Below are 23,081 nucleotides of genomic sequence, written 5' to 3' on the forward strand. Positions count from 1 at the left end.
TCACCGGAGGCAACAGGCATGAGCGGCGCGATGCGCAGGATCGGCGAGTACCTCGGCCTGCTCGAGGACACCGGCCGGTACGACGATGAGTACGGCGCCTACGAGGCCGACTACGAGACCCAGGAGACGGCTGCCGTCGCTGCGGCCCGCCCGGTGCGGCGCGAGGCGCGCGCCGCGTCCGTGTCCGACCTGTCCGAGCGCCGCCGTCCGGCCGCCGGCCCGACCGGAGTGGTGGCCGAGCTGTCCCGGATCACGACCCTGCACCCGCGCACCTACAACGAGGCGCGCACCGTGGGCGAGAACTTCCGCGAGGGCACCCCGGTGATCATGAACCTCTCGGAGATGGACGACGCCGACGCCAAGCGCCTCGTCGACTTCGCGGCTGGGCTGGTCTTTGCCACTCGTGGCACCATCGAGCGCGTCACCAACAAGGTGTTCCTGCTCTCGCCGCCCAACGTCTCGGTCGCCGCCGAGGACAAGCAGCGCATCGTCGAGGGTGGCTTCTTCAACCAGAGCTGAGGCAGCACGTGCAGGTAGTCGGGTCGATCATCGAGATCGTCCTCTGGGTCTTCATCGCCCTGCTGTGGATCCGCTTCGTCGTCGACTGGGTGCAGGTCTTCGCCCGCTCCTGGACGCCGAGCGGACCGCTGCTGGTCGGCCTGGAGGGCGTCTACTCCGCGACCGACCCCCCGATCAAGGCGCTGCGCCGGGTGATCCCGCCGCTGCGGATCGGGAGCGTGTCGCTCGACCTCAGCTTCCTGCTGGTGATGGTGGCGGCGTACGTGCTGCTCCAGGTGAACCGCACGATCTTCTTCTGAGCTCCATCCGAGCACTTGCTGGAGGCCGCGGGTGAGCCCGTGACCAGCACAAGCGCTATTGTTCGACGACCGACAGTTACGACGACGAAATGAATGGGTGAGGTCATGCCGCTGACGCCTGAGGACGTGAGCAACAAGCGCTTTACTCCCGTCCGGCTCCGCGAGGGCTACGACATGGGTGAGGTCGACCAGTTCCTCGACGAGGTGGAGGCGGAGCTGGCGCGGCTGACCCGGGAGAACGACGACCTCCGCTCCAAGCTGGCGGCCGCCCAGGGTTCCGGCGTTCCCACCGAGACCGCTTCGCAGCCGATCGTCGAGACCCCGGCCCCCGAGCCGGTCGTCGAGACCCCGGCCCCCGAGCCGGTGGCGGCCCCCGAGCCCGTCATGGCCGCGAGCCCGGTGGAGACCATCCGCGTCGAGACGGTCCCCGAGGCCTCCAACGCGGCGGCCCGCCTCCTGGAGATCGCGACCCGCAACGCCGACGAGCTGGTCGAGGACGCGAAGAACGAGGCCGACAAGATCATCGCCGAGGCCCGGACCAAGGCCGAGCGCCTCGACACCGAGTCCCGCACCAAGGCCGACCGCCTCGAGGCGGACGCCCGCACCCGCGCCCAGATGCTCGACTCCGAGACCGCCGAGCGCCGTCGCCAGATGTTCGGCGACCTGGAGAAGGAGCGGGACAAGCTCAACCACGAGGTCGAGGGCCTGCGCTCCTTCGAGCGCGAGTACCGCTCCCGCCTCAAGTCCTACTTCACCCAGCAGCTGGAGGCGCTGGACACCGGCGCCGAGCCGCCGACGTCCGGCGACCAGGCTCCCGCGCCCAAGCGGCTCCGCTCGATCCTGGGCGAGGACGACGCCTGATCGGCTCCCCGTACGGCACCTCGACGCCGGCCCGCGTGTCCACGCGGGCCGGCGTTCGACATTTCACCCCGGCGGGGTGATTTGAGGGGGTCGGTGTCACCGGCTACCCTCACGCACACTGTGGCACGAGCCACAGCCACCGACGGCCGAGGAGGCCCGCTGATGGCTCGCAGTACCACCAAGTCGCTCGCGACTGCTGCTCGCAAGGTCATCTCCCGCAAGCCGGCCGCCTCGAAGGCCGCCGCACCCGCGAAGAAGGCGCCTCCGGCCAAGAAGGCGTCTCCGGCCAAGAAGGCGGCTCCGGCCAAGAAGGCGGCCCCGGCCAAGAAGGCGGCCCCGGCGAAGAAGGCGGCTCCCGTCAAGAAGGCCCCCGCGAAGAAGGCGGCTCCTGCCAAGCAGGCCGCTCCCGCCAAAAAGGCGGCCCCGGCGAAGAAGGCGGCCACGGCGAAGAAGGCGGCTCCGGCCAAGAAGGCGGCTCCGGCCAAGAAGGCGGCTCCCGCGAAGAAGGCGGCCCCGGCGAAGAAGGCCGCTCCCGCGAAGAAGGCGGCTCCGGCCAAGAAGGCGGCCCCGGCCAAGAAGGCGGCTCCCGCGAAGAAGGCGGCCCCGGCGAAGAAGGCCGCTCCCGCGAAGAAGGCCGCTCCCGCGAAGAAGGCCGCTCCGGTCAAGAAGGCAACCCCCGCGAAGAAGTCCGCAGCTCCGGCCAAGAAGGCGGCGGCTCCGGCGAAGAAGGCCGCTCCCGTGAAGAAGGCCGCTCCCGCGAAGAAGGCCGCGGCCAAGAAGGCGCCGGTCAGCGCCCTGGTCGTCCAGGCGGGCGAGGCCGCGTGGACCAAGGCGGAGCTCAAGGAGGTCCTCGACGAGCTCCACGAGCAGCGCACGCACAGCCTCGAGATCATCGAGAGCCTCGACAGCGAGCTCAACGGCCTCATGCGTGACTCGGGCGACGGCGCCGGCCAGGACCAGGCCGACGTGGGCGCCACCACCTTCGAGCGCGACCACGAGCTGACCGTCCTCAACAGCGAGCGCGACAAGCTGGCGCAGATCGAGCGGGCGCTGGCGCGCATCGACGACGGCACGTACGGCGTCTGCGAGTCCTGCGGCAACCCCATCGGCAAGATGCGGTTGATGGCCTTCCCCCGTGCCACACTGTGCATGACATGCAAGCAGCGCGAGGAGCGTCGCTGACCGGCGACGCAGGAGACCCGGACACCACCCGACCCCACCCGCGCCGCACCCGCCACCTGCTCGTCTTCGCGCTCGTCGCGATCACGGCGTACGCCGTCGACGTCGTCTCGAAGATCGTCGCGGTCGACCGGCTCACCGACCGGCCCGACGTCCAGGTCGTCGGCGACCTGCTCGTGCTCCACCTGGTGCGCAACCCGGGCGCGGCGTTCAGCACCGGCACCGCCTACACCGAGGTCTTCAGCATCGTCGCCATCGTGGCGGTGCTGGTCATCCTCTACGTCAGTCGCCGGATCGGGAGCCTGGGCTGGGCCTTCGCCCTCGGGTTCCTGCTCGCCGGGGTCGCCGGCAACCTCACCGACCGACTGGTGCGCGAGCCGGGCCCGCTGCGCGGCCACGTGATCGACTTCTTCATGCTGCCGCACTGGCCGGTCTTCAACGTCGCCGACATGTGCATCGACGCCGCCGCGGTGCTGATCCTGGTCCAGGTCTTCCGCGGGATCCGCCTCGACGGCACCCGCGCCCCGCACGAGGGCGACGACAGCGCCGAGGAGCCCGTGTGAGCACCAGCGCCGACCACCGCATCCTGCCCGTCCCCGAGGGGCTGGCGGGGGAGCGGGTCGACGCCGCGATGGCTCGCCTGTTCGGCCTGTCCCGCACCCGCGCCGCCGACCTGATCGCCGCCGGCCACGTCGAGCTCGACGGCGCCACGGCCGCCAAGAGCGACCGGGTCGTCCCCGGGGCGATCCTCGACGTCACCATCCCCGTCGAGGCCGACCCGCTGGCGGTCGTCCCCGAGGTCGTCGAGGGGATCAAGATCATCCACGACGACAACGCGATCGTGGTCATCGACAAGCCCGTCGGGGTCGCCGTCCACCCCTCGCCCGGCTGGACCGGCCCGACCGTCGTCGGCCACCTCGCGGGGGCCGGCTTCCGGATCTCCACCAGCGGGGCGTCCGAGCGCCAGGGCATCGTCCAGCGGCTCGACGTCGGCACCTCCGGCGTGATGGTCATCTGCAAGTCCGAGCACGCCTACTCCGTGCTCAAGAACGCCTTCCGCAACCGCACCGTCGACAAGACCTACCACGCCCTCGTGCAGGGTCACCCCGACCCGCTCGAGGGCACCATCGACGCCCCGATCGGGCGGCACCCGAAGGCCGACTACAAGTTCGCGGTGATGGCCGACGGCCGGCACAGCGTCACCCACTACGAGACCCTCGAGGCGCACCGCTTCGCCAGCCTGCTTGAGATCCACCTCGAGACCGGCCGCACCCACCAGATCCGGGTGCACATGGCCGCCCTGAAGCACCCCTGCGTCGGCGACCTCACCTACGGCGCCGATCCCACCCTCGCCCGCCGCTGCGGGCTGGAGCGGCAGTGGCTGCACGCCGTACGCCTCGGGTTCGAGCACCCCGACAGCGGCGAGTACGTCGAGTACGAGTCGCCCTACCCCGACGACCTCGCGCACGCGCTCGAGGTGATCCGGGATGCTCATTAGGCCTGCGGCCCGGTCCGACGCCGAGGCCGTCGCCTCGGTCCACCTGGCCGCCCGGCGCTCGGCGACGATGCCCCCGGGCATCCACCCCGACGGCGACGTCCGCCGCTGGCTCGCCCGGCGGCTGGGCCAGGACGACGTCTGGGTGGCCGAGCTCGACGGCGAGGTGGTCGGCTACGCCCGGTTCACCCCGACCTGGCTCGACGACCTCTACGTCCTCCCGACGTACGCCGGCCAGGGCGTCGGGTCCGCGCTGCTCGACCTGGTCAAGGCGCAGCGGCCCGACGGCTTCTGCCTGTGGGTCTTCGAGATGAACACGCCGGCCCGCGGCTTCTACGCCCGCCACGGACTGATCGAGCTCGAGCACACCGACGGCTCGGCCAACGAGGAGAAGCGGCCCGACCTCCGGATGGCCTGGCTAGGGGCCGAGCCGCTGCGCTACCTGCGCAGCCTGATCGACGAGGTCGACGAGCAGCTCGGCGACCTGCTCGCCCGGCGGGCCGCGCTGACCGCTGCCGTCCAGGACATCAAGCACGACACCACCCGCGACCCCGACCGCGAGCGCGCCATCGCCGCCGCCCTGGCTCGCCGCGCCCCCGCCCTGGGCGAGGAGCGGCTGGCCAGGATCGCCCACGTGATCATCAGTGAGAGCCTCGACGCCGCCGGCCACTGAGCGGCTGGCCGGCTCCGGCAGCGGCGGGTGGGGCTCGCTTTCTCCGGGGCAGACCGAGCCGAACCCACCGTTCGACGGCCACGACCCCGGGCAGTGGTGACTTCGACTCCGTTCGGGCCCGGCCAACCGAGCCGAATCCACCGCGGCACGGTCGGATCGGCGCTGTCGGCGGGCCGTGCCAGAGTGACACCCGACCGCGAATAGTCCATCGACTACGGGTCCGGCGTTAGAGTGAGCACCTTCCCCCAACCGGCGCCAGGTCCGCTTCGTGGCTCTGGTCAGTCATGCCCGCAGCACGTACCACCGACGTACCGAGGAGTGGCCCGCGACGATGGCGAACGCCTCCCAGGACTCCTTCGTCCACCTCCACGTCCACACCGAGTACTCCATGCTCGACGGAGCCTCGCTCCTCGACGGGCTGTTCACCCGGGTGGCGGACCTGCAGATGCCGGCGATCGCGATGACCGACCACGGCAACCTGCACGGCGCGTTCGACTTCTACTCCAAGGCCCGCAAGTACGGCGTGAAGCCGATCATCGGCATCGAGGCCTACCTCGCGCCCGGCACCCACCGCTCGGAGAAGCGCCGGGTGCGGTGGGGCCAGGGCGACCTGGCCGAGGAGGGCGGCAAGGACGTCGCCGGCGGCGGCGCCTACACCCACATGACGATGTGGGCCGAGTCGACCGAGGGCATGCACAACCTCTTCCGGCTCGCCAGCCTGGCCAGCCTCGAGGGCTACTACTACAAGCCGCGCATGGACCGCGAGCTCCTGCAGCGCTACTCCCAGGGCATCATCGCCAGCACCGGCTGCCTGTCGGGGGAGATCCAGACCCGCCTGACGCTGGGGCAGTACGACGAGGCGCTCAAGGCAGCCGGCGAGTTCCAGGACATCTTCGGCAAGGACAACTTCTTCCTCGAGCTGATGGACCACGGCATCGCCGCCGAGCGGGCCACCCGCGAGGACCTGCTCAAGATCGCCAAGACGCTCGGGCTGCCGGCGCTGGTCACCAACGACACCCACTACAACGCTCCCGAGGACGCCGCCGCGCAGGACGCGCTGATCTGCGTCGCCTCCGGCAAGCGACTGGCCGACACCAACCGGCTCAAGTTCGATGGCGGTGGCTACTACATCAAGTCCGCCGCCGAGATGCGCGAGCTGTGGGCCGACTTCCCCGACGCCTGCGACAACACCCTCGCGGTCGCCGAGCGCTGCGAGGTCGAGTTCGTTGAGTCCACCGGCGGCTACATGGCGCGCGCCGACGTGCCCGACAGCGAGACCGAGGAGAGCTGGTTCCGCAAGGAGGTGTGGCGCGGCATCGAGGCCCGCTACCCGGGCGAGCGGCTGACCCAGGACGTCAAGGACCGCGTCGAGATGGAGCTCGGCGTCATCTCGCAGAAGGGCTACTGCGGCTACTACCTCGTGGTCGCCGACTTCATCCAGTGGTCCAAGCGCAACGGCATCCGGGTCGGCCCGGGCCGCGGCTCCGGCGCGGGCTCGATCGCGGCGTACGCCCTGAGCATCACCGACCTGTGCCCGCTCGAGCACGGCCTCTTCTTCGAGCGGTTCCTGAACCCCGAGCGCCCGTCGATGCCCGACTTCGACATCGACTTCGACGACCACCGCCGCGGCGAGGTCATCAAGTACGTCACGGAGAAGTACGGCTCCGACCGCGTCGCCCAGATCGCCACCTTCGGCCGGCTCAAGTCCAAGGCCGCGATCAAGGACGCCGCGCGCGTGCTCGACCACGGCTTCGCGATCTCCGACCGCATCACCAAGGCGCTGCCGCCCGACGTGATGGGCAAGGGCGTCCCCCTCAAGGAGATCTTCAACCCCGAGCACAAGCGCTACGGCGAGGGCGGCGAGTTCCGCTCCCTGCACGACCAGGACCCCGACGTCCGCACCATCTTCAGCACCGCGCTGGGCCTCGAGGGCCAGATCCGCAACTGGGGCGTGCACGCCGCGGGCGTGATCATGTCGAGCGAGCCGATCATCGACGTCGTGCCGATCATGGCGCGGCCGCAGGACGGCGCCGTCATCACCCAGTTCGACTACCCGATGTGCGAGTCGCTCGGACTGGTCAAGATGGACTTCCTCGGTCTGTCCAACCTGCACATCCTCGAGGACGCCCTGGAGAACATCCGGGCCAACCGCGACGAGACCGTCGTGCTCGAGGAGCTGCCGTTCGACGACCGGGCGACCTACGAGCTGATGGGCCGCGGCGACACCCTGGGTGTCTTCCAGCTCGATGGTGGCGGCATGCGCGCGCTGCTGCGCTCGATGCAGCCCGACCAGTTCGCCGACATCACCGCGGTCAGCGCGCTCTACCGGCCGGGCCCGATGGGTGCGGACTCGCACAACAAGTACGCCCGCCGCAAGAACGGCCGCGAGCCGATCGAGCCGATCCACCCGGCGCTCGCCGAGGCCCTCGAGCCGGTGCTGGGGGAGACCTACGGCCTGATCGTCTACCAGGAGCAGGTGATGGCGATCGCCCAGGTCCTGGCGGGCTTCACGCTGGGCGCCGCCGACAACCTGCGCCGCGCGATGGGCAAGAAGAAGAAGGAGGAGCTGGACAAGCAGTACGCCGGCTTCCAGGCCGGCATGCTCGAGCGCGGCTACCCGCAGGACGCTATCGACAAGCTCTGGGAGATCCTGCTCCCGTTCTCCGACTACGCCTTCAACAAGTCGCACTCCGCGGCCTACGGCGTCATCACCTACTGGACCGCCTACCTCAAGGCCAACTACCCGGCCGAGTACATGGCGGCGCTCCTCACGTCCGCGCGGGACGACAAGGACAAGATGGCGATCTACCTCAACGAGTGCCGCCGGATGAAGATCCAGGTGCTCCCGCCGGACGTCAACGAGTCCTCGCACAACTTCACCCCGGTCGGCCGTGACATCCGCTTCGGCCTCACGGCCATCCGCAACGTCGGCCACAACGTCGTCGACGGCATCGTCGCGGGCCGCCAGGACGGTCGCTACGAGGACTTCAACGACTTCCTCGCGAAGGTGCCGGCGATCGTCTGCAACAAGCGCGTGATCGAGTCGCTGGTCAAGGCCGGCTCGTTCGACGACATGAAGCACCGCCGGCGCGCGCTGGTCGCGATCCACGAGGTCGCGGTCGACCAGTACGTCGACATCAAGCGCAACGAGGCGATCGGCCAGGACTCCCTCTTCGGTGGCCTCGACGACGAGGCGTCCGGCTTCGGCGTCAGCGTGGCGATCCCCGAGATCGACGAGTGGGACAAGATGACCCTGCTCGGCCACGAGCGGGAGATGCTCGGCCTCTACGTCTCCGACCACCCGCTGCTCGGCCTCGAGCACGTGCTCTCCAACGGCACCGACTGCACCATCGGCCAGCTGATGCTCGACGAGGACCGCGCCGACGGCAGCACGATCACCGTCTCCGGCCTGGTCACCTCCGTGCAGCGCAAGATCACCAAGCGTGGCGACGCCTGGGCGCTGATCACCGTCGAGGACCTCGACGGCGCGATCGACGTCCTGCTCTTCCCGAGCTCGTGGCAGCTCGCGGGCCACCTGGTCTCCGAGGACGCGATCATCACCGTCCGCGGCCGGCTCAACCGCAGCAAGGAGCAGCCGGAGATCATGGGCCAGGAGGTCACCCTGCCCGACCTCTCCGACGGCCCGAGCGGCCCGGTCGTGATCAAGCTGCCGCAGACCCGGATCAACCCGAGCACCGTCGACGGCCTCAAGGAGGTCCTCCGCACCCACCCGGGTGTGACCGAGGTCCACCTCAAGGTGCTGATGCGCGACAAGACGCTCGTCATGCGCATCGGGGACACTCATCGGGTGACCGCGAGCCCAGCCCTCTTCGCCGACCTCAAGCAGCTCCTCGGACCCGGGTGCCTGACCGGATGACCACCCGACGCTCCGCCCTCTTCCGGGGGGCGCTCCTCCAAGGCGTGCTGGTGGTCGCGGTGCTCGCGGTCGTCGGTGCGCTCGCCGGAGTCGTCTGGCAGTGGCTCTGGACCCCGCCCAGCGGCCTCGTCGTCAACCACGACTGGGTGCCGCTCAACGCGATCGAGCTGCAGCAGGAGTTCTCCGCCACCGGCTGGTACGTCGTCGTCGGCGTGGTCGCCGGGCTGCTGGCCGGCGTGGTGGCGGCCCTGCTCCTCGACGCCGCTCCGCTGCTCACCCTTGCGGGCGTGCTCGTCGGCGCCGCGCTCGGGGCGTGGCTGATGTCGGTGGTCGGCATCGCGCTCGGCCCGGCCGACCCCGAGGTGCTGGCCAAGACCGCCGAGGAGGGTGTCCACCTGCCGATGGCGCTGGCGGTCACCGGCAAGAGCCCCTACCTCGCCTACCCGGTCGGCGCGCTGCTCGGCGTGATCATGGTCTTCATCGGGATCTCCGGTCACCGCCGGCATCCGCAGCCGGCGCCACAGCCGACGCCGGCCCCCGAGCTCTCCATGGAGTGAGCTCTCCGTGGTGAGCTCTCCGTGGAGTGAGTACCGCACCTCGGGGTAGCCTCCGCGCGTGACCGACCAGCCGGAGTACCTCGACAGCCGCGGCGGCGCTCCGGGGGTTCCCCCCACCGAGCGGCGACCCCGCCGGCGCCGCCGTCCGCTCCTCATCGCCGCCGGCGTGGTCGGTCTGGCCGTCGTCGGCGGCGGCGCGTGGGCCGCCTGGTCGTTCTTCTCGAGCGGCGCGCAGCCGTCGGAGGCGCTGCCCGCCTCGACGATCGCGTACGTGAGCGTCGACCTCGACCCCAGCGGCGGTCAGAAGATCGAGGCGCTGCGCACCCTGAAGAAGTTCCCGGCACTCGACGACCAGCTCGACCTCGGCACCGACGACGACCTGCGCGAGTGGATCTTCGACAAGATCCAGGAGGAGTCGTCGGAGTGCACGGATCTCGACTACGGCGACGACGTCGAGCCGTGGCTCGGCGACCGGTTCGCCGTGGCGGCCGTCGACAGCGGCGGGGACAGCCCGAGCCCGATCGTCGTGGTCCAGGTCTCCGACGACGACAAGGCCGACGCCGGCCTGACGAAGCTCCGTGACTGCGGCGGCGGCAGCACCGAGGACGGCGCCTGGGCGATCGACGACGGCTGGGCACTGATCGGCGAGGACCAGCAGACGGTCGACGCCGTCGCCGCCGAGGCGGCACAGGGCTCGCTGGCCGACGACGCCGACTTCCAGCAGTGGACCGGTGCCGCCGGCGATGACGGCATCGTCTCCATGTACGCCGCGCCGACCGCCGGCCAGGCTCTTGCCGACTACGTCAGTGACAGCTTCGGCGAGCTGACGGGTGCCGACCCGAGCCTGCAGAGCCAGATGGACCAGGCGACCGAGCAGCTGAAGGACTTCAAGGGCGCTGCGGCGACGGTCCGGTTCGATGACGGCGGGCTGGAGCTCGAGGCAGCGGCCGACGCCGGTTCGAAGGGCGCCATCTACACCGCGAGCGACGACGGCGGGGAGGCGGTCACCTCACTGCCGTCCGGCACGGCCGCGGCGTTCGGCGTCGGGCTGGACTTCCAGGACGGCTGGTTGGACCGGCTCCTCGATCCCATCGCGCAGGAGGCGGGCGTCTCCAGCGACGACCTGGTGGCGACCGCACAGGAGGAGCTCGGGATCGACCTGCCCCAGGACGTGGAGACGCTGCTCGGCCACTCGTTCGCCATCGCCATCGACCAGGACTTCGACCCCAGCGCCCTCGACTCGGCCTCCGGCCCCCAGGACGTGACCGGTGTCGGTGTGAAGATCCTGGGTGACGCCGACGCCATCGACGGCGTCCTCGACAAGGTCCGCACCGCTGCTGGTGGCGCCGACGCGGGGCTTCTCGACAGCGACCCCGGCGACGGCGCCGTCGCGGTCGGGCCCGACCCCGACTACCGCCGGCAGCTGCTGGAGGACGGCGACCTCGGCGACGACGACGGCTTCCGGAAGGTCGTCGAGCACGGCGACGACGCGTCGGAGATCCTCTACGTCGACGTCGACGCGGTCACCGGGTGGCTGTCCGACTCCGGCGCGTTCGGCGACGACCCGGACGTGGCGGACAACCTGGAGCCGCTGGCCGCCCTCGGTCTCAGCGCGTGGCAGGAGGACGACGTGTCCCACGTCGTCCTCAAGGTGACGACCGGCTAGGCGTCCTAACGTCCGATCGCCGCCATGATCGCGCCGGTGGCCGTCACCAGGTCGGCCGGCGCGATCTCGAGGTCGAGCCCGCGGCGTCCCGCCGAGACGAAGACCGTCGCGAAGCCGGACGCGGTCTCGTCCAGGACGGTCGGGTGCGCCCGCTTCTGCCCGACGGGGGAGATGCCGCCGGCGACGTACCCGGTGGCCCGCTCGGCGGCGGCCACCTCCGCCATCGCGGCCCTGCTGCCGCCGACCGCACGAGCCAGCGCCTTGAGGTCGAGCTGCCCGGTGACCGGCACGATCCCGACGGTCAGCGCCCCGTCGACGGTGGCCAGCAGGGTCTTGAAGACCTGCGCGGGCGGCAGCCCGAGCGCCTCGGCCGCCTCCAGCCCGAAGGACGTCGCCCGGGGGTCGTGCTCGTACTCGTGCAACGTGAACGCGATCCCGGCCCGGGTCAGCGCGACGGTCGCCGGCGTGCCGCCGAGCGACGGCCTGGTCTTCTTGGCCACTGATCCCCTCCACGGGCGTGTGTTGGTGGTGACGGCCGTCGTCGGCTCACCGGATTTCGACGCGCTCGCGCGACTTCGTACCTCAGTCGCTTCGCTTGCTCAATCTTCGCTCACCACACGCCCACGCTCGTTCCTCGCGCGGCCGCTGCTCGCTCAGTTCGGAGACCACCGCGTCCGGGCCACCTCGGTCGCCGGGAGCGACGGGATGACGTTCATCGCGCGCAGCTCGGAGCGCAGCAGGTCGGTGACCAGGATCAGTCGCTCGGTGGCGTCCTCGGCCTCGAGCAGCGCCTGCCGCTCCGACATCGGGAGCGGCGCGACGGCCGCCAGCGTCCAGGAGAGGTACGTCGGGTCGCGCGGCAGCGCCCCCGAGTAGGGGTCGCTGCGCAGGTCGGCGAGCGCGGCCCGGTAGGCAGTGAAGGCGATCCGTGCCGACTCCAGCACGGACTCGGGCGTCGGTGCCGAGGACGACTCGGTGGGGTCCGGCAGCTCGGTCACGTGGCCGACCGGGAAGGTGCCGCTGGTGTCGAGTCGCTCCAGCTGGATCCGCTCCATCCCGACCGCGACCACGTCGAACGTGCCGTCGGGGTGGCTCTCCACCTCGGTGAGCTGCATCCGGCAGCCGATCCGGTAGAGCGACTGTGCGCCGTGGTCGCCGACCTCGTAGCCCTCGCGGATCGCGACGGAGCCGAAGACCCGCTCCGCCGGGTCCTCGACGCGCAGCAGGTGGTGCACCAGCGCCCGGTAGCGGTCCTCGAAGACGGTCAGGGGCACGCTGAGACCGGGGAAGAGCACCGCGTTGAGCGGGAACATCGGCAGCGTGTCGGGCACACCTCCAACCTAGGGCACGCACCCCGTCCGGCTGGCGGTCCCGGTGCGGTGTCCGAAACATTCAGCAGGCAGGGTGGTGGCCATGACGACCTCGAAGGACCCGTCCGTGGAGGAGCTGCTGGAGGCGGACCGGCGCGAGCCGGACGCCGCCGTGTTCGGTGGTGGCGTCGCCTCCGACGAGCAGCTCGCCTCGCTCCGGGGGTCGGTCCGCCAGCTGACGACGCTGCTCGGCGAGTCGCTCGCCCGCCACCAGGGGCCGGAGCTGCTGGCCCTCGTGGAGCGGGTACGCCGGCTGGCCCGCCAGCCCGACGACACCGACCTGCACGCGCTGCTGGCCGAGGTCGACGAGGACACCGCGGTCGTGCTCGCCCGCGCGTTCACGGCCTACTTCCAGCTGGTCAACACGACCGAGCAGCTGCACCGGTGGCGCGAGCTGCTCGCCGCCGAAGAGGGGCCGCTCGAGGCGACCACCGCCCGGATCGCCGCGGCGCTGGAGGACGGCAGCCTGAGCCGGGAGGACCTGACCCGGATCCTGGGCGACATCGAGTACCGCCCGGTCTTCACCGCCCACCCGACCGAGGCCTCGCGGCGCACCGTGCTGCGCCTGCTGCGCAAGGTGGCCGAGACCGTCGACGCCGCCGAGGACCCGCGCCGCGACGCCGCGGCGACCGCGGCCGACGAGCGCCGGCTCGCGGAGCTGGTCGACCTGCTCTGGCAGACCGACGAGCTGCGCGTCGTCCGTCCCGAGCCGAGCGACGAGGCGCGGACCGCGGTCTACTACCTCCGCTCCCTGGCCTCCGAGGTGGTGCCGGGCCTGCTGCAGGAGCTGGACCGGCAGCTGGCCGGGCTCGGTGTCGAGCTCCCGGCCACCGCGCGCCCTCTGCGCTTCGGGACCTGGGCCGGCGGCGACCGCGACGGCAACCCCAACGTCACGCCCGAGGTCACCCTCGAGGTGCTCCGGCTCCAGCACCTGGCCGGGCTCAATGAGCTCGAGGCGATGGTCGGCGAGCTGCTCACCGAGATGACCCAGTCGACCCGCGTCGTCACGGCGTCCGCGGAGCTCCTCGCCGGGCTCGAGGCGGACGCCGAGGCGCTCCCGATCACCTGGAGCTCGATCCGGCGGCTGAACGCCGAGGAGCCCTACCGCTGCAAGCTCAGCTTCGTGAGGGTGCGCATCCAGCGCACCCGTGACCGGCTCAAGGCCGGGACGCCGCACGAGCCCGGCCGCGACTACCTCGGCTTCGACGAGCTGGTCGCCGACCTGCGGGTGATGCGCGACTCGATGCTCGCCGACGGCGAGGAGCTCACCGCCGACGGCGCGCTGCTCCGGCTGATCCGCACCGCGACCGCCTTCGGCGCCGGCCTCGCGACGCTCGACGTGCGCGAGCACTCGGGCAAGCACCACGAGGCGCTCGCCGAGCTCTTCGACCGGGTCGGCGAGCCGGAGACGCCGTACGCCGACCTCGACCACGCCGGCCGGATCGAGGTCCTCTCCCGGGAGATGTCCTCGCGCCGGCCGCTGACGGTCGCGGGCGTGGAGCTGGGGAAGGCGGCCACCGCCTCGCTCGGACTGATGCGCGCGCTGCGTGCCGCGATCGACGGGTACGGCGAGGGCGTCGTCGAGACCTACATCGTGTCGATGACCCACGACATCGACGACCTCTTCGCGGTCGTGGTGCTGGCCCGCGAGGTCGGCCTGGTCGACCCGGGGAGCGAGACCGAGCCCGCGACGGCGCGGATCGGCTTCGCGCCGCTCTTCGAGACCGTCGCCGAGCTGGAGATCGCCGGGTCGCTGCTCGACGGCCTCCTCAGCGACCCGGCGTACCGCCGCATCGTGGCCGCCCGCGGCGACGTGCAGGAGATCATGCTGGGCTACTCCGACTCCTGCAAGGACGCCGGCATCTCGGCCTCGCAGTGGCAGATCCACCGCGCGCAGCGCGGCCTGCGCGACGTCGCCCGCCGCCACGGCGTACGGCTGCGGCTCTTCCACGGCCGCGGCGGCTCGGTCGGCCGGGGCGGCGGGCCGACCGCCGAGGCGATCATGAGCCAGCCCTACGGCTCGCTCACCGGCTCGATCAAGATCACCGAGCAGGGCGAGGTCATCTCCGACAAGTACAGCCTCCCCGGCCTGGGCCGGCGCAACCTCGAGGGCGCCCTCGCCGCGGTGATCGAGGCGTCGACGCTGCACCGCACCTCGCAGCTGCCGCCCGAGGTGCTCGAGGGCTGGAACGGCACCATGGACGACATCGCCGAGGCCGGCCAGGAGGCCTACCGCAGCCTGGTCCGCGACCCCGCGCTCGTGCCGTTCTTCGTCAGCGCCACCCCGGTCGGCGAGCTCGGCAAGATGAACATCGGCTCCCGCCCGGCCAAGCGTCCCGGTGGCGACGGCGGCCTCGACGACCTGCGCGCCATCCCGTGGGTCTTCGGCTGGACGCAGACCCGGATGATCCTGCCCGGCTGGTACGGCGTCGGGTCGGGTCTCGCCGCGGCGCGCGAGGCCGGTCGCGCCGAGACGCTGCGCGAGATGTACGGCTCGTGGGCCTTCTTCCGCACCTTCCTGTCCAACGTGCAGATGACCCTGTCCAAGACCGACCTCGACATCGCGGCCCGGTACGTCGCCGCCCTGGTGCCCGCGGAGCAGCAGGGCCTCCTCGACGTGATCCGCGCCGAGCACGAGCGCACCGTGACCGAGGTGCTCGCGGTGACGGGGCAGGAGTCGCTGCTCGAGTCGGCCCCGGTCCTGCGCCGTACCCTCGCGCTGCGGAACTCCTACCTCGCGCCGCTGCACGCGCTGCAGGTCGAGCTGCTGCGCCGCACCCGCGAGGTTCCGGAGGGCGAGGACGTCGCCCCCGACATCGAGCGCGCGATGCTGCTCACGATCAACGGCATCGCGGCCGGCCTGCGCAACACCGGCTGAGCCCCAGCGGCTCCCGGCCTCCGGACAGGGGCCGGGCGCGCCGGTGGCCGCTCGTAGAATCGAGCCATGATCCAGCGCATCGACCTGCGAGGAGCCGACCGCGACGCGGTCGACTACCGCGCAGCCGTGCCCCGTGCCGACTTCGACGTCGAGGCGGCGGTGCCGGCGGTGCATGCGATCTGCGAGGCGGTGCGCACCCGCGGGCTCGACGCGATCCGGGACTTCGGTCAGCGCTTCGACGGTGTGACCGTCGACGACATCCGGGTCACCCCCGAGGCGCTCCGGACCGCCCTCGACGAGCTGGACCCCGCCATCCGGGCCGGCCTCGAGGAGTCGATCCGCCGGCTGCGCGCGACCTGCGCCAACGAGCTCGAGCGCGACGCCGTCACCGACCTGGCGCCCGGCGCCCGGGTGACCCACCGCAAGGTGCCGATCGACCGCGTCGGCCTCTACGTGCCCGGCGGCCTCGCGCCGCTGGTCTCCAGCGTGCTGATGAACGTCGTCCCCGCCCAGACCGCAGGCGTCGGCTCGATCGCGCTGGCCAGTCCGCCGCAGAAGGAGTTCGGGGGCCAGGTGCACCCGACGATCCTCGCCGCGTGCGCGCTGCTCGGCGTCGAGGAGGTCTACGCCGTCGGCGGCGCCCAGGCGATCGCGATGTTCGCCTACGGCGTGGGCCCGTGCGCCAAGGTCGACCTCGTCACCGGCCCCGGCAACATCTACACCGTCACCGCCAAGCGCCTCCTCAAGGGCCAGGTCGGCATCGACTCCGAGGCCGGCCCGACCGAGATCGCGATCCTGGCCGACGACACCGGGGACGCGGCGTACGTCGCCGCCGACCTGATCAGCCAGGCCGAGCACGACCCGCTGGCCGCCTCGGTGCTGGTCACCACGAGCGAGCGCCTCGCCGACGATGTCGAGGCCGAGCTCGACAAGCAGGTCTCGGCGACCAAGCACGTCGAGCGGATCCGGACCAGCCTGTCCGGCAACCAGTCCGGCATCGTGCTCGTCGCCGACCTCGAGCAGGGCCTCGACGTGGTCAACGCCTACGCCGCCGAGCACCTCGAGATCCACACCGAGGACGCGTCGTCCTACGCCGCCCGGGTGCGCAACGCCGGCGCGATCTTCGTCGGCCCGCACGCCCCGGTCAGCCTCGGCGACTACTGCGCCGGCTCCAACCACGTGCTGCCCACGGCCGGCTGCGCCTGCCACAGCAGCGGCCTGTCGGTGCGCGCGTTCACCAAGTCGGTGCACGTCATCGACTACTCCCGCGACGCACTGGCCGAGGTCGCCGACCACGTGGTGACCCTGGCCGAGGCGGAGGACCTCCCGGGCCACGGCGCCGCGGTCCGCGTGCGATTCGGGGAGTGAGCATGAGCTTCCCCCCGATCCGCGAGGAGCTGCGGGGGCTGCAGCCCTACGGCGCGCCCCAGCTCGACGTCCCCGTGCAGCTCAACACCAACGAGAACCCCTACGGCCCGTCCGCGGCCTGCGCCGACGACATCGCCGCGTCCGTCCGTGCGGCCGCGCTGACCCTCAACCGCTACCCGGACCGGGAGCACGTCGAGCTGCGCACCGCGCTGGCGGCGTACCTGTCCCGCGACACCCCGCACGGCGTCACGACCGAGCAGGTGTGGGCGGCCAACGGCTCCAACGAGGTGATGCTGCAGCTGCTCCAGGCCTTCGGCGGCCCGGGACGCACGGCGATGAGCTTCGCGCCGACCTACTCGATGTACCCCGAGTACGCGCGTGACACCTCCACCGCGTGGGTGCAGGGCCGTCGCGCCGACGACTTCAGCCTCGACCTCGACGCCGCCCGCGAGGCGATCGAGCGCGAGCAGCCGAGCGTCGTGCTGCTGCCGAGCCCCAACAACCCGACCGGCACCGCGCTGCCGCCGGAGGCCGTCGGCCTGCTCTGCAAGGCAGCGGGCGACGGGCTCGTGGTCGTCGACGAGGCGTACGGCGAGTTCCGTCGTGCGGGCGTGCCGAGTGCGGTCGAGCTGCTGCCGACCCACCGCAACCTCGTCGTCACCCGCACGATGAGCAAGGCCTTCGCCGCCGCCGGGCTGCGGCTCGGCTACCTCGCCGCGGACCCGGCGATCTGCGACGCGATCCGGGTCGTGCGGCTGCCCTACCACCTCTCGGCGGTCACCCAGGCGACGGCGCTGGCGGCCCTGCGGCACGCGCCCGAGCTGCTCGGCAAGGTCGACGAGCTCCGGGTCGAGCGGGACGCGACCGTCTCCTGGCTGCGCGAGCAGGGGCTGACGGTGGCCGACAGCGACGCCAATTTCGCGTTGTTCGGCACCTTCGAGGACCGTCATGCTGTCTGGCAGGGGCTGCTCGACCGGGGCGTGCTGATCCGCGAGGTCGGTCCCGACGGGTGGCTGCGGGTGTCGATCGGCACCCCGGACGAGATGATGAGCTTCAAGCAGGCGATGGCGGAGACGCTGCAGATGGAGGTTGGCAGATGAGCCGAACTGCTCGGATCGAGCGGCAGACCAGCGAGTCCAAGGTGCTCGTCGAGGTGGACCTCGACGGCTCGGGCCGCCACGACATCTCCACCGGCATCGGCTTCTACGACCACATGCTCACCGCCTTCGCGCGGCACGCGCTCGTCGACCTCACCGTGCAGTCCGAGGGCGACCACTGGATCGACGCCCACCACACGACCGAGGACACCGCGATCGCGCTCGGCCAGGCGCTGCGCCAGGCGCTCGGCGACAAGCACGGCATCCGGCGGTTCGGCGATGCCACCGTCCCGCTCGACGAGGCGCTCGTGCAGGCCGTCGTCGACGTCTCCGGCCGGCCCTACTGCGTCCACACCGGCGAGCCCGAGGGCCAGCAGTACGTCCAGCTCGGTGGCAGCACGCCGGCGTACCTCGGCTCGCTGACGCAGCACGTCTTCGAGTCGATCGCCTTCCACGGCCACTTCGCGCTGCACGTCCGCGTGCTCGCCGGCCGCGAGCCGCACCACATCGTGGAGACGCAGTTCAAGGCGTTCGCCCGGGCCTTCCGCGACGCCGTCGCGCTCGACCCGCGCGAGACGGGCGTGCCCTCCACCAAGGGCAGTCTGTGACGCTGAAGAACGTCGTGGTGCTCGACTACGGGTCGGGCAACCTGCGCTCCGCCGTGCGCGCGGTCGAGCGCGCCGGGGCGTCGGTCACGCTCACGGGCGACTTCGACACCGCCCTCGAGGCCGACGGGCTCGTCGTACCCGGGGTGGGGGCGTACGCCGCCTGCATGGCCGGCCTGCGCGCCATCAAGGGGGAGCGGATCATCGGTCGCCGGCTCGCGGGCGGGCGCCCGGTGCTCGGCATCTGCGTCGGCATGCAGATCCTCTTCGCGCGCGGGGTCGAGCACGGCGTCGAGACCGAGGGCTGCGACGAGTGGCCCGGCCTCGTCGAGCGGCTGCAGGCGCCGGTGGTGCCGCACATGGGCTGGAACACCGTCGAGGCGCCGGCCGGGACCGAGCTCTTCGCCGGCATCGAGGACGAGCGCTTCTACTTCGTGCACTCCTACGGCGTCCGCGACTGGACCCTCGTCACCAACGACCGGACCCGGGCGCCGCTCGTGACCTGGGCGGAGCACGGCGGCGACCGCTTCGTAGCGGCGGTCGAGAACGGCCCGCTGTCGGCGACCCAGTTCCACCCCGAGAAGTCCGGTGACGCCGGCGGCGCGCTGCTGCGCAACTGGGTGGGGTCGCTGTCATGAGCAAGGAGCGCGCGCAGCGCCGCGCCGAACGCGAGCGCGAGGCGGCCGTGGTCGCGGCGGCCCGCGCGGCCGAGGCCGAGCGCAAGGAGCGGCGCGACGCCCGCGTGCGCGCGGTGACCGCCCGGCTCCCGCGGTCGCGGCGGGGCCCGTCGGGCGTCATCGCCGCCCGGCACCGCCAGCAGACCGGACTGCTGATCGTGGCGGTCGTCGTCCTCAACGTGCTGGTCTGGCTCGCGTCGGGCGACTGGGCGGTCCGTGCCTTCGCGCTCCTGCTGACCCTGCTGATCGCCCCCGTCGTCCAGATCCTGCTGACCAAGAAATGAGCACCATGACCTCGCCGTACCTCGAGCTCCTCCCCGCCGTCGACGTCACCGAGGGCCGGGCCGTCCAGCTCGCCCAGGGCGTCGCCGGCTCCGAGCGCGTGTACGGCGACCCGCTCGCGGCCGCCCGCCGCTGGCAGGACGCCGGCGCCGAGTGGCTCCACCTGGTCGACCTCGACGCGGCGTTCGGGCGCGGCGAGAACCGCGCCGTCCTCGCCGAGATCGTCGGCGCGCTCGACATCAAGGTCGAGATGAGCGGCGGCATCCGCGACGACGCGTCGCTCGAGGCCGCGCTCGCGACCGGCTGCCGCCGGGTCAACATCGGCACCGCCGCGCTGGAGCAGCCGGAGTGGTGCGCCCGGATCATCGCCGAGCACGGCGACCGGGTCGCGATCGGTCTCGACGTCCGGGGCCGCACCCTGGCCGCCCGCGGCTGGACCCAGGAGGGCGGGGACCTCTACGAGACCCTCGCCCGCCTCGACTCCGAGGGCTGCGCACGCTACGTCGTCACCGACGTCAACAAGGACGGCATGCTCGCCGGTCCCAACCTCCAGCTGCTGCGCGACGTCTGCGCGGTCACCGACGCCCCCGTCGTCGCGTCGGGCGGCGTCACGACCCTCGAGGACATCCGGGCGCTGATGGCCCTGGTTCCCGAGGGCGTCGAGGGCGCCATCGCCGGCACCGCGCTCTACGAGGGCCGCTTCACCCTCGAGGACGCGCTCGCGCTCACGAAGGGTGCGCCGTGACCCTCGCCGTACGCGTCATCCCGTGCCTCGACGTCGACGGCGGTCGGGTGGTCAAGGGCATCAACTTCCAGGAGCTGCGCGACGCCGGCGACCCCGTCGAGCTCGCGAAGGTCTACGACGCCGAAGGCGCCGACGAGCTCACCTTCCTCGACATCTCGGCCTCCCACGAGGGTCGCGCGACCACGATGGAGATCGTCTCGGCGACCGCCGAGCAGGTCTTCATCCCGCTCACCGTCGGCGGGGGGGTGTCGTCGGTCGAGGACGTCGACCGGCTGCTCCGCGCCGGCGCGGACAAGGTCGCGGTCAACACCGCCGCCATCAACCGTCCCGAGCTGGTCGCCGAGATCGCCGACCGCTTCGGCAGCCAGGTGCTGGTGCTCTCTGTCGATGCACGGAGGGTCGACGCCCGCCGCGCGGCCGGGACCGCCTCGGGCTTCGAGGTCACCACGCACGGCGGCCGGAAGTCCGCCGGGCTGGACGCGATCGAGTGGGCGGTGCGCGCGGCCGAGCTGGGAGCGGGGGAGATCCTGCTCAACGCGATGGACGCCGACGGCACCCAGGACGGCTTCGACCTCGAGCTGATCCGCGCCGTACGCCGCGAGGTGACGATCCCGGTGATCGCCTCCGGCGGCGCGGGCGCGGTCGAGCACTTCCCGCCCGCGGTCGAGGCCGGCGCCGACGCCGTGCTCGCCGCGACCGTCTTCCACTTCGGCACCCTGCGGATCGCCGACGTCAAGGACTCCCTGGCCGGCGCCGGCCACCCGGTGCGCTGAGATCCGGCGTCGCGCCCGTGGCTGACCGCCGTTGGGACAGCCGCAGCCAGCGTCGGACGTCAGAAGCGCCCGGAGTTGTTGCCCGGGTGGAAGCCGCCGCCGGTCGGTCGGCCGGCCTTCATGGCGACGTCGCCCTCGGACTTCCCGCGGCTGCGGCGTACGCCGTCGGCGTCCAGGCCCTTGCGCTGGCGGCCGCTCGACCACCAGGCGAGGGCGAAGCCCACGACGAGCACGGCCGCGGCGATGATCCAGAAGGTGGTGTTCATGGTTGCTCCCTCGTGTCAGCCGAGCGGTCCGCCGAAGACGGGACCCTGCCCGGCGGGCCGGTTGGACTCGGTGAGCGCGTCGGCCTGCGACCTGCCGATGCCCATGCGGGCCCGCTCGCTGTCGACGGCGTGGCGACGCTGGCGGCCGCTCGACCACCAGGCGAGGGCGAAGCCCACGACCAGCACGACCGCGGCGATGATCCAGAAGGTGACGTTCATGCCGGCCTCCAAGGTCCGAGAGTTGCCTCGATGTTACCCACAGATCAAGACGCCGGAGCCCGGTAGATCCGTTGGGTGTCGGGGTGTGTCACGACCAGATCGGGGCCGACGAGGGCGGCATCGACGTTCTCGGTGGTCGCCCGGGCGGTGTCCAGGGGAACGGTGTCGGTGAGCTCGCCGGTCGTGGCGTCGATCTCGTAGACGGTCGGGCCGGACTGGCCGACGACGTAGACGGTGTGATCCCTCGCGACCACCGCATCCGCGTCGGGCAGGTCCGTGACCTCGCCGGCCGGCTCCAACGTGGCCGCGTCGAACGCCACGACCTTGCCGGAGAGCGTGCACGCCACCCAGACCCGGCCACCGATCTCGGCCACCCCCTGCGGCCCGGTGCAGCCCTTCAACCAGACCGTCCGCGCGTGGTCGTCGGCGACGCGCGTCAGCGACGACCCGCCGTAGTTGGTGACCCACACGCCGCTGTCGCCGACGGCGACGAGGCGCGGGCCGTCGTCGGTGCGGTACGTCGCCTGCACCCCACCGTCGTCGTCGAGGGCGAGCACCCGGCCGTGCGCCTGGTCGACCACCCACAGCCGCTTGCCGTCCCACGCGATCCCCTCGGGCTCGCTCCCGGCGGGCCGGATCTTCACGGTGCGATCGACCTCCCCGGTGGCCGGGTCGATCCGCACGATCGTGCCGTCGCCGATCACGCTCACCCAGACCCCGCTCGGGGTGGAGACGAGCCGGAGCGGCGCCTCGCCCACGGGGATCGTGGTGCCGTCGTCGGTGCGCACGGCACCCTGCTCGGCGAGGGCCGTCCAGGCCCGGTCGCCCTCGACGGCGGTGACGCCCACCGGCCCGCCGTCGACCTCGGTGACCTCGACGGCCGGCGTGTCGGGCCCGTCGGGCTCCTCGCTGCCGGTGCATCCCGCCAGCAGGAGCGGCGCGAGGCAGGCCAGCAGCCGGAGCCTCATCAGACCCCGAGCTCTGCCGACCGGATCGCCGCCACCTGCTCGTCGGTGCCCTCGACGGTGATGCCGCGGGTGGCGTCGCGCCCGAAGAGGAAGAGCGCGAGCTCGACCACCGGTCCGGCGACGACGGCCGGATCGGCGCCCTTGCGCGCGGTGGCGACCGCACCCGTGTCGGTGCGCCGGAGCTGCGTGGGCACCGGCAGCTTCCGTCCGAGGAAGGCGCCGCCACGAGCGAGCTGCGACCACAGGGCGTCGAGGTCCGCGGGCGCCAGCTCGCGCGGCTCCCAGCCGGCCTGGCCGCGGCGCAGGTCCTCGTGGTGGACCAGCATCTCGAAGGAGTTCATCGCCGAGTCCAGCCCCGGCACCACGCGCAGCACCGGCGCCGGGCTGCGCAGTCGGTCGACGAGCGCGGCGTACGGCTTCCGGCGCTCGCGGGCCATCGCCCGCTCGGTGAGGCCGGAGAGCGCGCCGATCATGTTGCCACTGGACGCGATCGGGCGCCGCTCGCGGACGAGCAGGTGCGCGACCAGGTCGCGTGCGTCCCAGCCCTCGCACAGCGTGGGGGCGTCCTCTCCGAGCTCGAGGGCCAGGTCGCACAGTGCCTGCCGCTCGCGCAGCGCGAGGGTCGTCATGACCGGAGCATAAGCAGACGACGCCTGTCGGAGGCGGGGAATAGCCTGAGCGGCGAGCGGGGTTCCCCGCGGGTAGAC

General features: G+C 72.1%; 24 protein-coding genes. 18 read left to right on the top strand and 6 right to left on the bottom strand.

The features are described from left to right. The first annotated feature begins 18 nt into the window (after positions 1 to 18). The 10 genes from K8U61_RS01505 to K8U61_RS01550 all read left to right on the top strand — a co-directional run bounded on the left by K8U61_RS01505 (position 19) and on the right by K8U61_RS01550 (position 11,126). On the top strand, positions 19 to 519 hold the full coding sequence (locus K8U61_RS01505; RefSeq protein WP_224121191.1) for a cell division protein SepF: 501 nt from the start codon (positions 19 to 21) through the stop codon (positions 517 to 519). Between the two features lie 8 nt (positions 520 to 527). Further along, the gene (locus K8U61_RS01510; RefSeq protein ID WP_224121192.1) at positions 528 to 818 is read left to right on the top strand and encodes a YggT family protein; all 291 of its coding nucleotides are present in this window, start codon (positions 528 to 530) and stop codon (positions 816 to 818) included. Between the two features lie 105 nt (positions 819 to 923). Next, complete coding sequence (locus K8U61_RS01515) at positions 924 to 1,679, top strand: DivIVA domain-containing protein (protein ID WP_224121193.1); 756 nt, start codon at positions 924 to 926, stop codon at positions 1,677 to 1,679. 162 nt (positions 1,680 to 1,841) lie between these two features. After that, entirely contained in the window at positions 1,842 to 2,861 is a 1,020-nt protein-coding gene (locus K8U61_RS01520) for a TraR/DksA family transcriptional regulator (RefSeq protein WP_224121194.1), read from the top strand. Then, positions 2,834 to 3,421 (top strand): signal peptidase II, encoded by a 588-nt coding sequence (lspA, locus tag K8U61_RS01525; RefSeq protein ID WP_224121195.1) that lies wholly within the window; start codon positions 2,834 to 2,836, stop codon positions 3,419 to 3,421. The genes K8U61_RS01520 and lspA overlap by 28 nt, the downstream gene beginning before the upstream one ends. Further along, complete coding sequence (locus K8U61_RS01530) at positions 3,418 to 4,356, top strand: RluA family pseudouridine synthase (protein WP_224121196.1); 939 nt, start codon at positions 3,418 to 3,420, stop codon at positions 4,354 to 4,356. The genes lspA and K8U61_RS01530 overlap by 4 nt, the downstream gene beginning before the upstream one ends. After that, positions 4,346 to 5,026, top strand: a complete 681-nt coding sequence (locus tag K8U61_RS01535; protein ID WP_224121197.1) for a GNAT family N-acetyltransferase — start codon at positions 4,346 to 4,348, stop codon at positions 5,024 to 5,026. The genes K8U61_RS01530 and K8U61_RS01535 overlap by 11 nt, the downstream gene beginning before the upstream one ends. A gap of 331 nt (positions 5,027 to 5,357) precedes the next feature. Beyond that, a complete protein-coding gene (gene dnaE, locus K8U61_RS01540; protein ID WP_224121198.1) occupies positions 5,358 to 8,903 on the top strand; it encodes a DNA polymerase III subunit alpha in 3,546 nt (1,181 codons plus the stop codon). Then, entirely contained in the window at positions 8,900 to 9,460 is a 561-nt protein-coding gene (locus K8U61_RS01545) for a hypothetical protein (RefSeq protein WP_224121199.1), read from the top strand. Before dnaE ends, K8U61_RS01545 begins: the two co-directional genes overlap by 4 nt. Positions 9,461 to 9,518: 58 nt before the next feature. Continuing rightward, positions 9,519 to 11,126, top strand: coding sequence for a DUF3352 domain-containing protein (locus K8U61_RS01550; protein ID WP_224121200.1), 1,608 nt, complete (start codon positions 9,519 to 9,521; stop codon positions 11,124 to 11,126). 5 nt (positions 11,127 to 11,131) lie between these two features. On the opposite strand, the gene ybaK is transcribed toward K8U61_RS01550, so the two are convergent. Together ybaK and K8U61_RS01560 are read right to left on the bottom strand one after the other, a co-directional pair. Further along, the gene (gene ybaK, locus K8U61_RS01555; RefSeq protein ID WP_224121201.1) at positions 11,132 to 11,626 is read right to left on the bottom strand and encodes a Cys-tRNA(Pro) deacylase; all 495 of its coding nucleotides are present in this window, start codon (positions 11,624 to 11,626) and stop codon (positions 11,132 to 11,134) included. Between the two features lie 153 nt (positions 11,627 to 11,779). Next, complete coding sequence (locus tag K8U61_RS01560) at positions 11,780 to 12,457, bottom strand: LON peptidase substrate-binding domain-containing protein (protein WP_224121202.1); 678 nt, start codon at positions 12,455 to 12,457, stop codon at positions 11,780 to 11,782. Positions 12,458 to 12,539: 82 nt separating this feature from the next. On the opposite strand from K8U61_RS01560, the gene ppc reads away from it, so the two are divergent. The 8 genes from ppc to hisF all read left to right on the top strand — a co-directional run bounded on the left by ppc (position 12,540) and on the right by hisF (position 20,921). Further along, on the top strand, positions 12,540 to 15,374 hold the full coding sequence (gene ppc / locus K8U61_RS01565) for a phosphoenolpyruvate carboxylase (RefSeq protein WP_224121203.1): 2,835 nt from the start codon (positions 12,540 to 12,542) through the stop codon (positions 15,372 to 15,374). Between the two features lie 66 nt (positions 15,375 to 15,440). Further along, a complete protein-coding gene (gene hisD / locus K8U61_RS01570; RefSeq protein ID WP_224121204.1) occupies positions 15,441 to 16,742 on the top strand; it encodes a histidinol dehydrogenase in 1,302 nt (433 codons plus the stop codon). A gap of 2 nt (positions 16,743 to 16,744) precedes the next feature. Next, positions 16,745 to 17,842 (top strand): histidinol-phosphate transaminase, encoded by a 1,098-nt coding sequence (locus tag K8U61_RS01575; RefSeq protein WP_224121205.1) that lies wholly within the window; start codon positions 16,745 to 16,747, stop codon positions 17,840 to 17,842. After that, complete coding sequence (gene hisB / locus K8U61_RS01580) at positions 17,839 to 18,447, top strand: imidazoleglycerol-phosphate dehydratase HisB (protein ID WP_224121206.1); 609 nt, start codon at positions 17,839 to 17,841, stop codon at positions 18,445 to 18,447. The genes K8U61_RS01575 and hisB overlap by 4 nt, the downstream gene beginning before the upstream one ends. Beyond that, the gene (gene hisH / locus K8U61_RS01585) at positions 18,444 to 19,082 is read left to right on the top strand and encodes an imidazole glycerol phosphate synthase subunit HisH (RefSeq protein WP_224121207.1); all 639 of its coding nucleotides are present in this window, start codon (positions 18,444 to 18,446) and stop codon (positions 19,080 to 19,082) included. The genes hisB and hisH overlap by 4 nt, the downstream gene beginning before the upstream one ends. Then, positions 19,079 to 19,405, top strand: coding sequence for a hypothetical protein (locus tag K8U61_RS01590; protein ID WP_224121208.1), 327 nt, complete (start codon positions 19,079 to 19,081; stop codon positions 19,403 to 19,405). The genes hisH and K8U61_RS01590 overlap by 4 nt, the downstream gene beginning before the upstream one ends. Further along, complete coding sequence (priA, locus tag K8U61_RS01595) at positions 19,402 to 20,148, top strand: bifunctional 1-(5-phosphoribosyl)-5-((5-phosphoribosylamino)methylideneamino)imidazole-4-carboxamide isomerase/phosphoribosylanthranilate isomerase PriA (RefSeq protein WP_224121209.1); 747 nt, start codon at positions 19,402 to 19,404, stop codon at positions 20,146 to 20,148. Before K8U61_RS01590 ends, priA begins: the two co-directional genes overlap by 4 nt. Beyond that, positions 20,145 to 20,921 carry an imidazole glycerol phosphate synthase subunit HisF gene (hisF, locus tag K8U61_RS01600; protein WP_224121210.1) on the top strand — a complete coding sequence of 259 codons (777 nt, stop codon included), beginning with the start codon at positions 20,145 to 20,147 and terminating at the stop codon, positions 20,919 to 20,921. The genes priA and hisF overlap by 4 nt, the downstream gene beginning before the upstream one ends. Before the next feature lie 59 nt (positions 20,922 to 20,980). Here the strand turns inward: hisF and K8U61_RS01605 are convergent, their stop codons facing one another. From K8U61_RS01605 to K8U61_RS01620, 4 genes are read right to left on the bottom strand one after another with little or no spacing between them, the layout of a single operon-like run. Continuing rightward, a complete protein-coding gene (locus K8U61_RS01605; RefSeq protein WP_224121211.1) occupies positions 20,981 to 21,187 on the bottom strand; it encodes a hypothetical protein in 207 nt (68 codons plus the stop codon). 15 nt (positions 21,188 to 21,202) lie between these two features. Next, positions 21,203 to 21,406 (bottom strand): hypothetical protein, encoded by a 204-nt coding sequence (locus K8U61_RS01610; protein ID WP_224121212.1) that lies wholly within the window; start codon positions 21,404 to 21,406, stop codon positions 21,203 to 21,205. Positions 21,407 to 21,450: 44 nt separating this feature from the next. Further along, complete coding sequence (locus K8U61_RS01615; RefSeq protein ID WP_224121213.1) at positions 21,451 to 22,374, bottom strand: Vgb family protein; 924 nt, start codon at positions 22,372 to 22,374, stop codon at positions 21,451 to 21,453. Next, positions 22,374 to 23,003, bottom strand: a complete 630-nt coding sequence (locus tag K8U61_RS01620; protein ID WP_224121214.1) for a TIGR03085 family metal-binding protein — start codon at positions 23,001 to 23,003, stop codon at positions 22,374 to 22,376. Before K8U61_RS01620 ends, K8U61_RS01615 begins: the two co-directional genes overlap by 1 nt. Between the last annotated feature and the right edge of the window lie 78 nt (positions 23,004 to 23,081).

The sequence above is a fragment of the Nocardioides mangrovi genome, from assembly GCF_020073815.1.
Lineage (GTDB): Bacteria > Actinomycetota > Actinomycetes > Propionibacteriales > Nocardioidaceae > Nocardioides > Nocardioides mangrovi.

What these genes read in the sequence shown, in the direction of transcription:
- priA (WP_224121209.1), top strand. Translation starts at nt 19,402, where the DNA reads ATGAGCACCATGACCTCGCCGTACCTCGAGCTCCTCCCCGCCGTCGAC.
- K8U61_RS01605 (WP_224121211.1), bottom strand. Translation starts at nt 21,187, where the DNA reads ATGAACACCACCTTCTGGATCATCGCCGCGGCCGTGCTCGTCGTGGGC.
- K8U61_RS01590 (WP_224121208.1), top strand. Translation starts at nt 19,079, where the DNA reads ATGAGCAAGGAGCGCGCGCAGCGCCGCGCCGAACGCGAGCGCGAGGCG.
- hisD (WP_224121204.1), top strand. Translation starts at nt 15,441, where the DNA reads ATGATCCAGCGCATCGACCTGCGAGGAGCCGACCGCGACGCGGTCGAC.
- ppc (WP_224121203.1), top strand. Translation starts at nt 12,540, where the DNA reads ATGACGACCTCGAAGGACCCGTCCGTGGAGGAGCTGCTGGAGGCGGAC.
- K8U61_RS01620 (WP_224121214.1), bottom strand. Translation starts at nt 23,003, where the DNA reads ATGACGACCCTCGCGCTGCGCGAGCGGCAGGCACTGTGCGACCTGGCC.
- K8U61_RS01610 (WP_224121212.1), bottom strand. Translation starts at nt 21,406, where the DNA reads ATGAACGTCACCTTCTGGATCATCGCCGCGGTCGTGCTGGTCGTGGGC.
- K8U61_RS01535 (WP_224121197.1), top strand. Translation starts at nt 4,346, where the DNA reads ATGCTCATTAGGCCTGCGGCCCGGTCCGACGCCGAGGCCGTCGCCTCG.
- K8U61_RS01575 (WP_224121205.1), top strand. Translation starts at nt 16,745, where the DNA reads ATGAGCTTCCCCCCGATCCGCGAGGAGCTGCGGGGGCTGCAGCCCTAC.
- lspA (WP_224121195.1), top strand. Translation starts at nt 2,834, where the DNA reads ATGCAAGCAGCGCGAGGAGCGTCGCTGACCGGCGACGCAGGAGACCCG.
- dnaE (WP_224121198.1), top strand. Translation starts at nt 5,358, where the DNA reads ATGGCGAACGCCTCCCAGGACTCCTTCGTCCACCTCCACGTCCACACC.
- K8U61_RS01515 (WP_224121193.1), top strand. Translation starts at nt 924, where the DNA reads ATGCCGCTGACGCCTGAGGACGTGAGCAACAAGCGCTTTACTCCCGTC.
- K8U61_RS01505 (WP_224121191.1), top strand. Translation starts at nt 19, where the DNA reads ATGAGCGGCGCGATGCGCAGGATCGGCGAGTACCTCGGCCTGCTCGAG.
- K8U61_RS01545 (WP_224121199.1), top strand. Translation starts at nt 8,900, where the DNA reads ATGACCACCCGACGCTCCGCCCTCTTCCGGGGGGCGCTCCTCCAAGGC.
- K8U61_RS01520 (WP_224121194.1), top strand. Translation starts at nt 1,842, where the DNA reads ATGGCTCGCAGTACCACCAAGTCGCTCGCGACTGCTGCTCGCAAGGTC.
- K8U61_RS01615 (WP_224121213.1), bottom strand. Translation starts at nt 22,374, where the DNA reads ATGAGGCTCCGGCTGCTGGCCTGCCTCGCGCCGCTCCTGCTGGCGGGA.
- hisB (WP_224121206.1), top strand. Translation starts at nt 17,839, where the DNA reads ATGAGCCGAACTGCTCGGATCGAGCGGCAGACCAGCGAGTCCAAGGTG.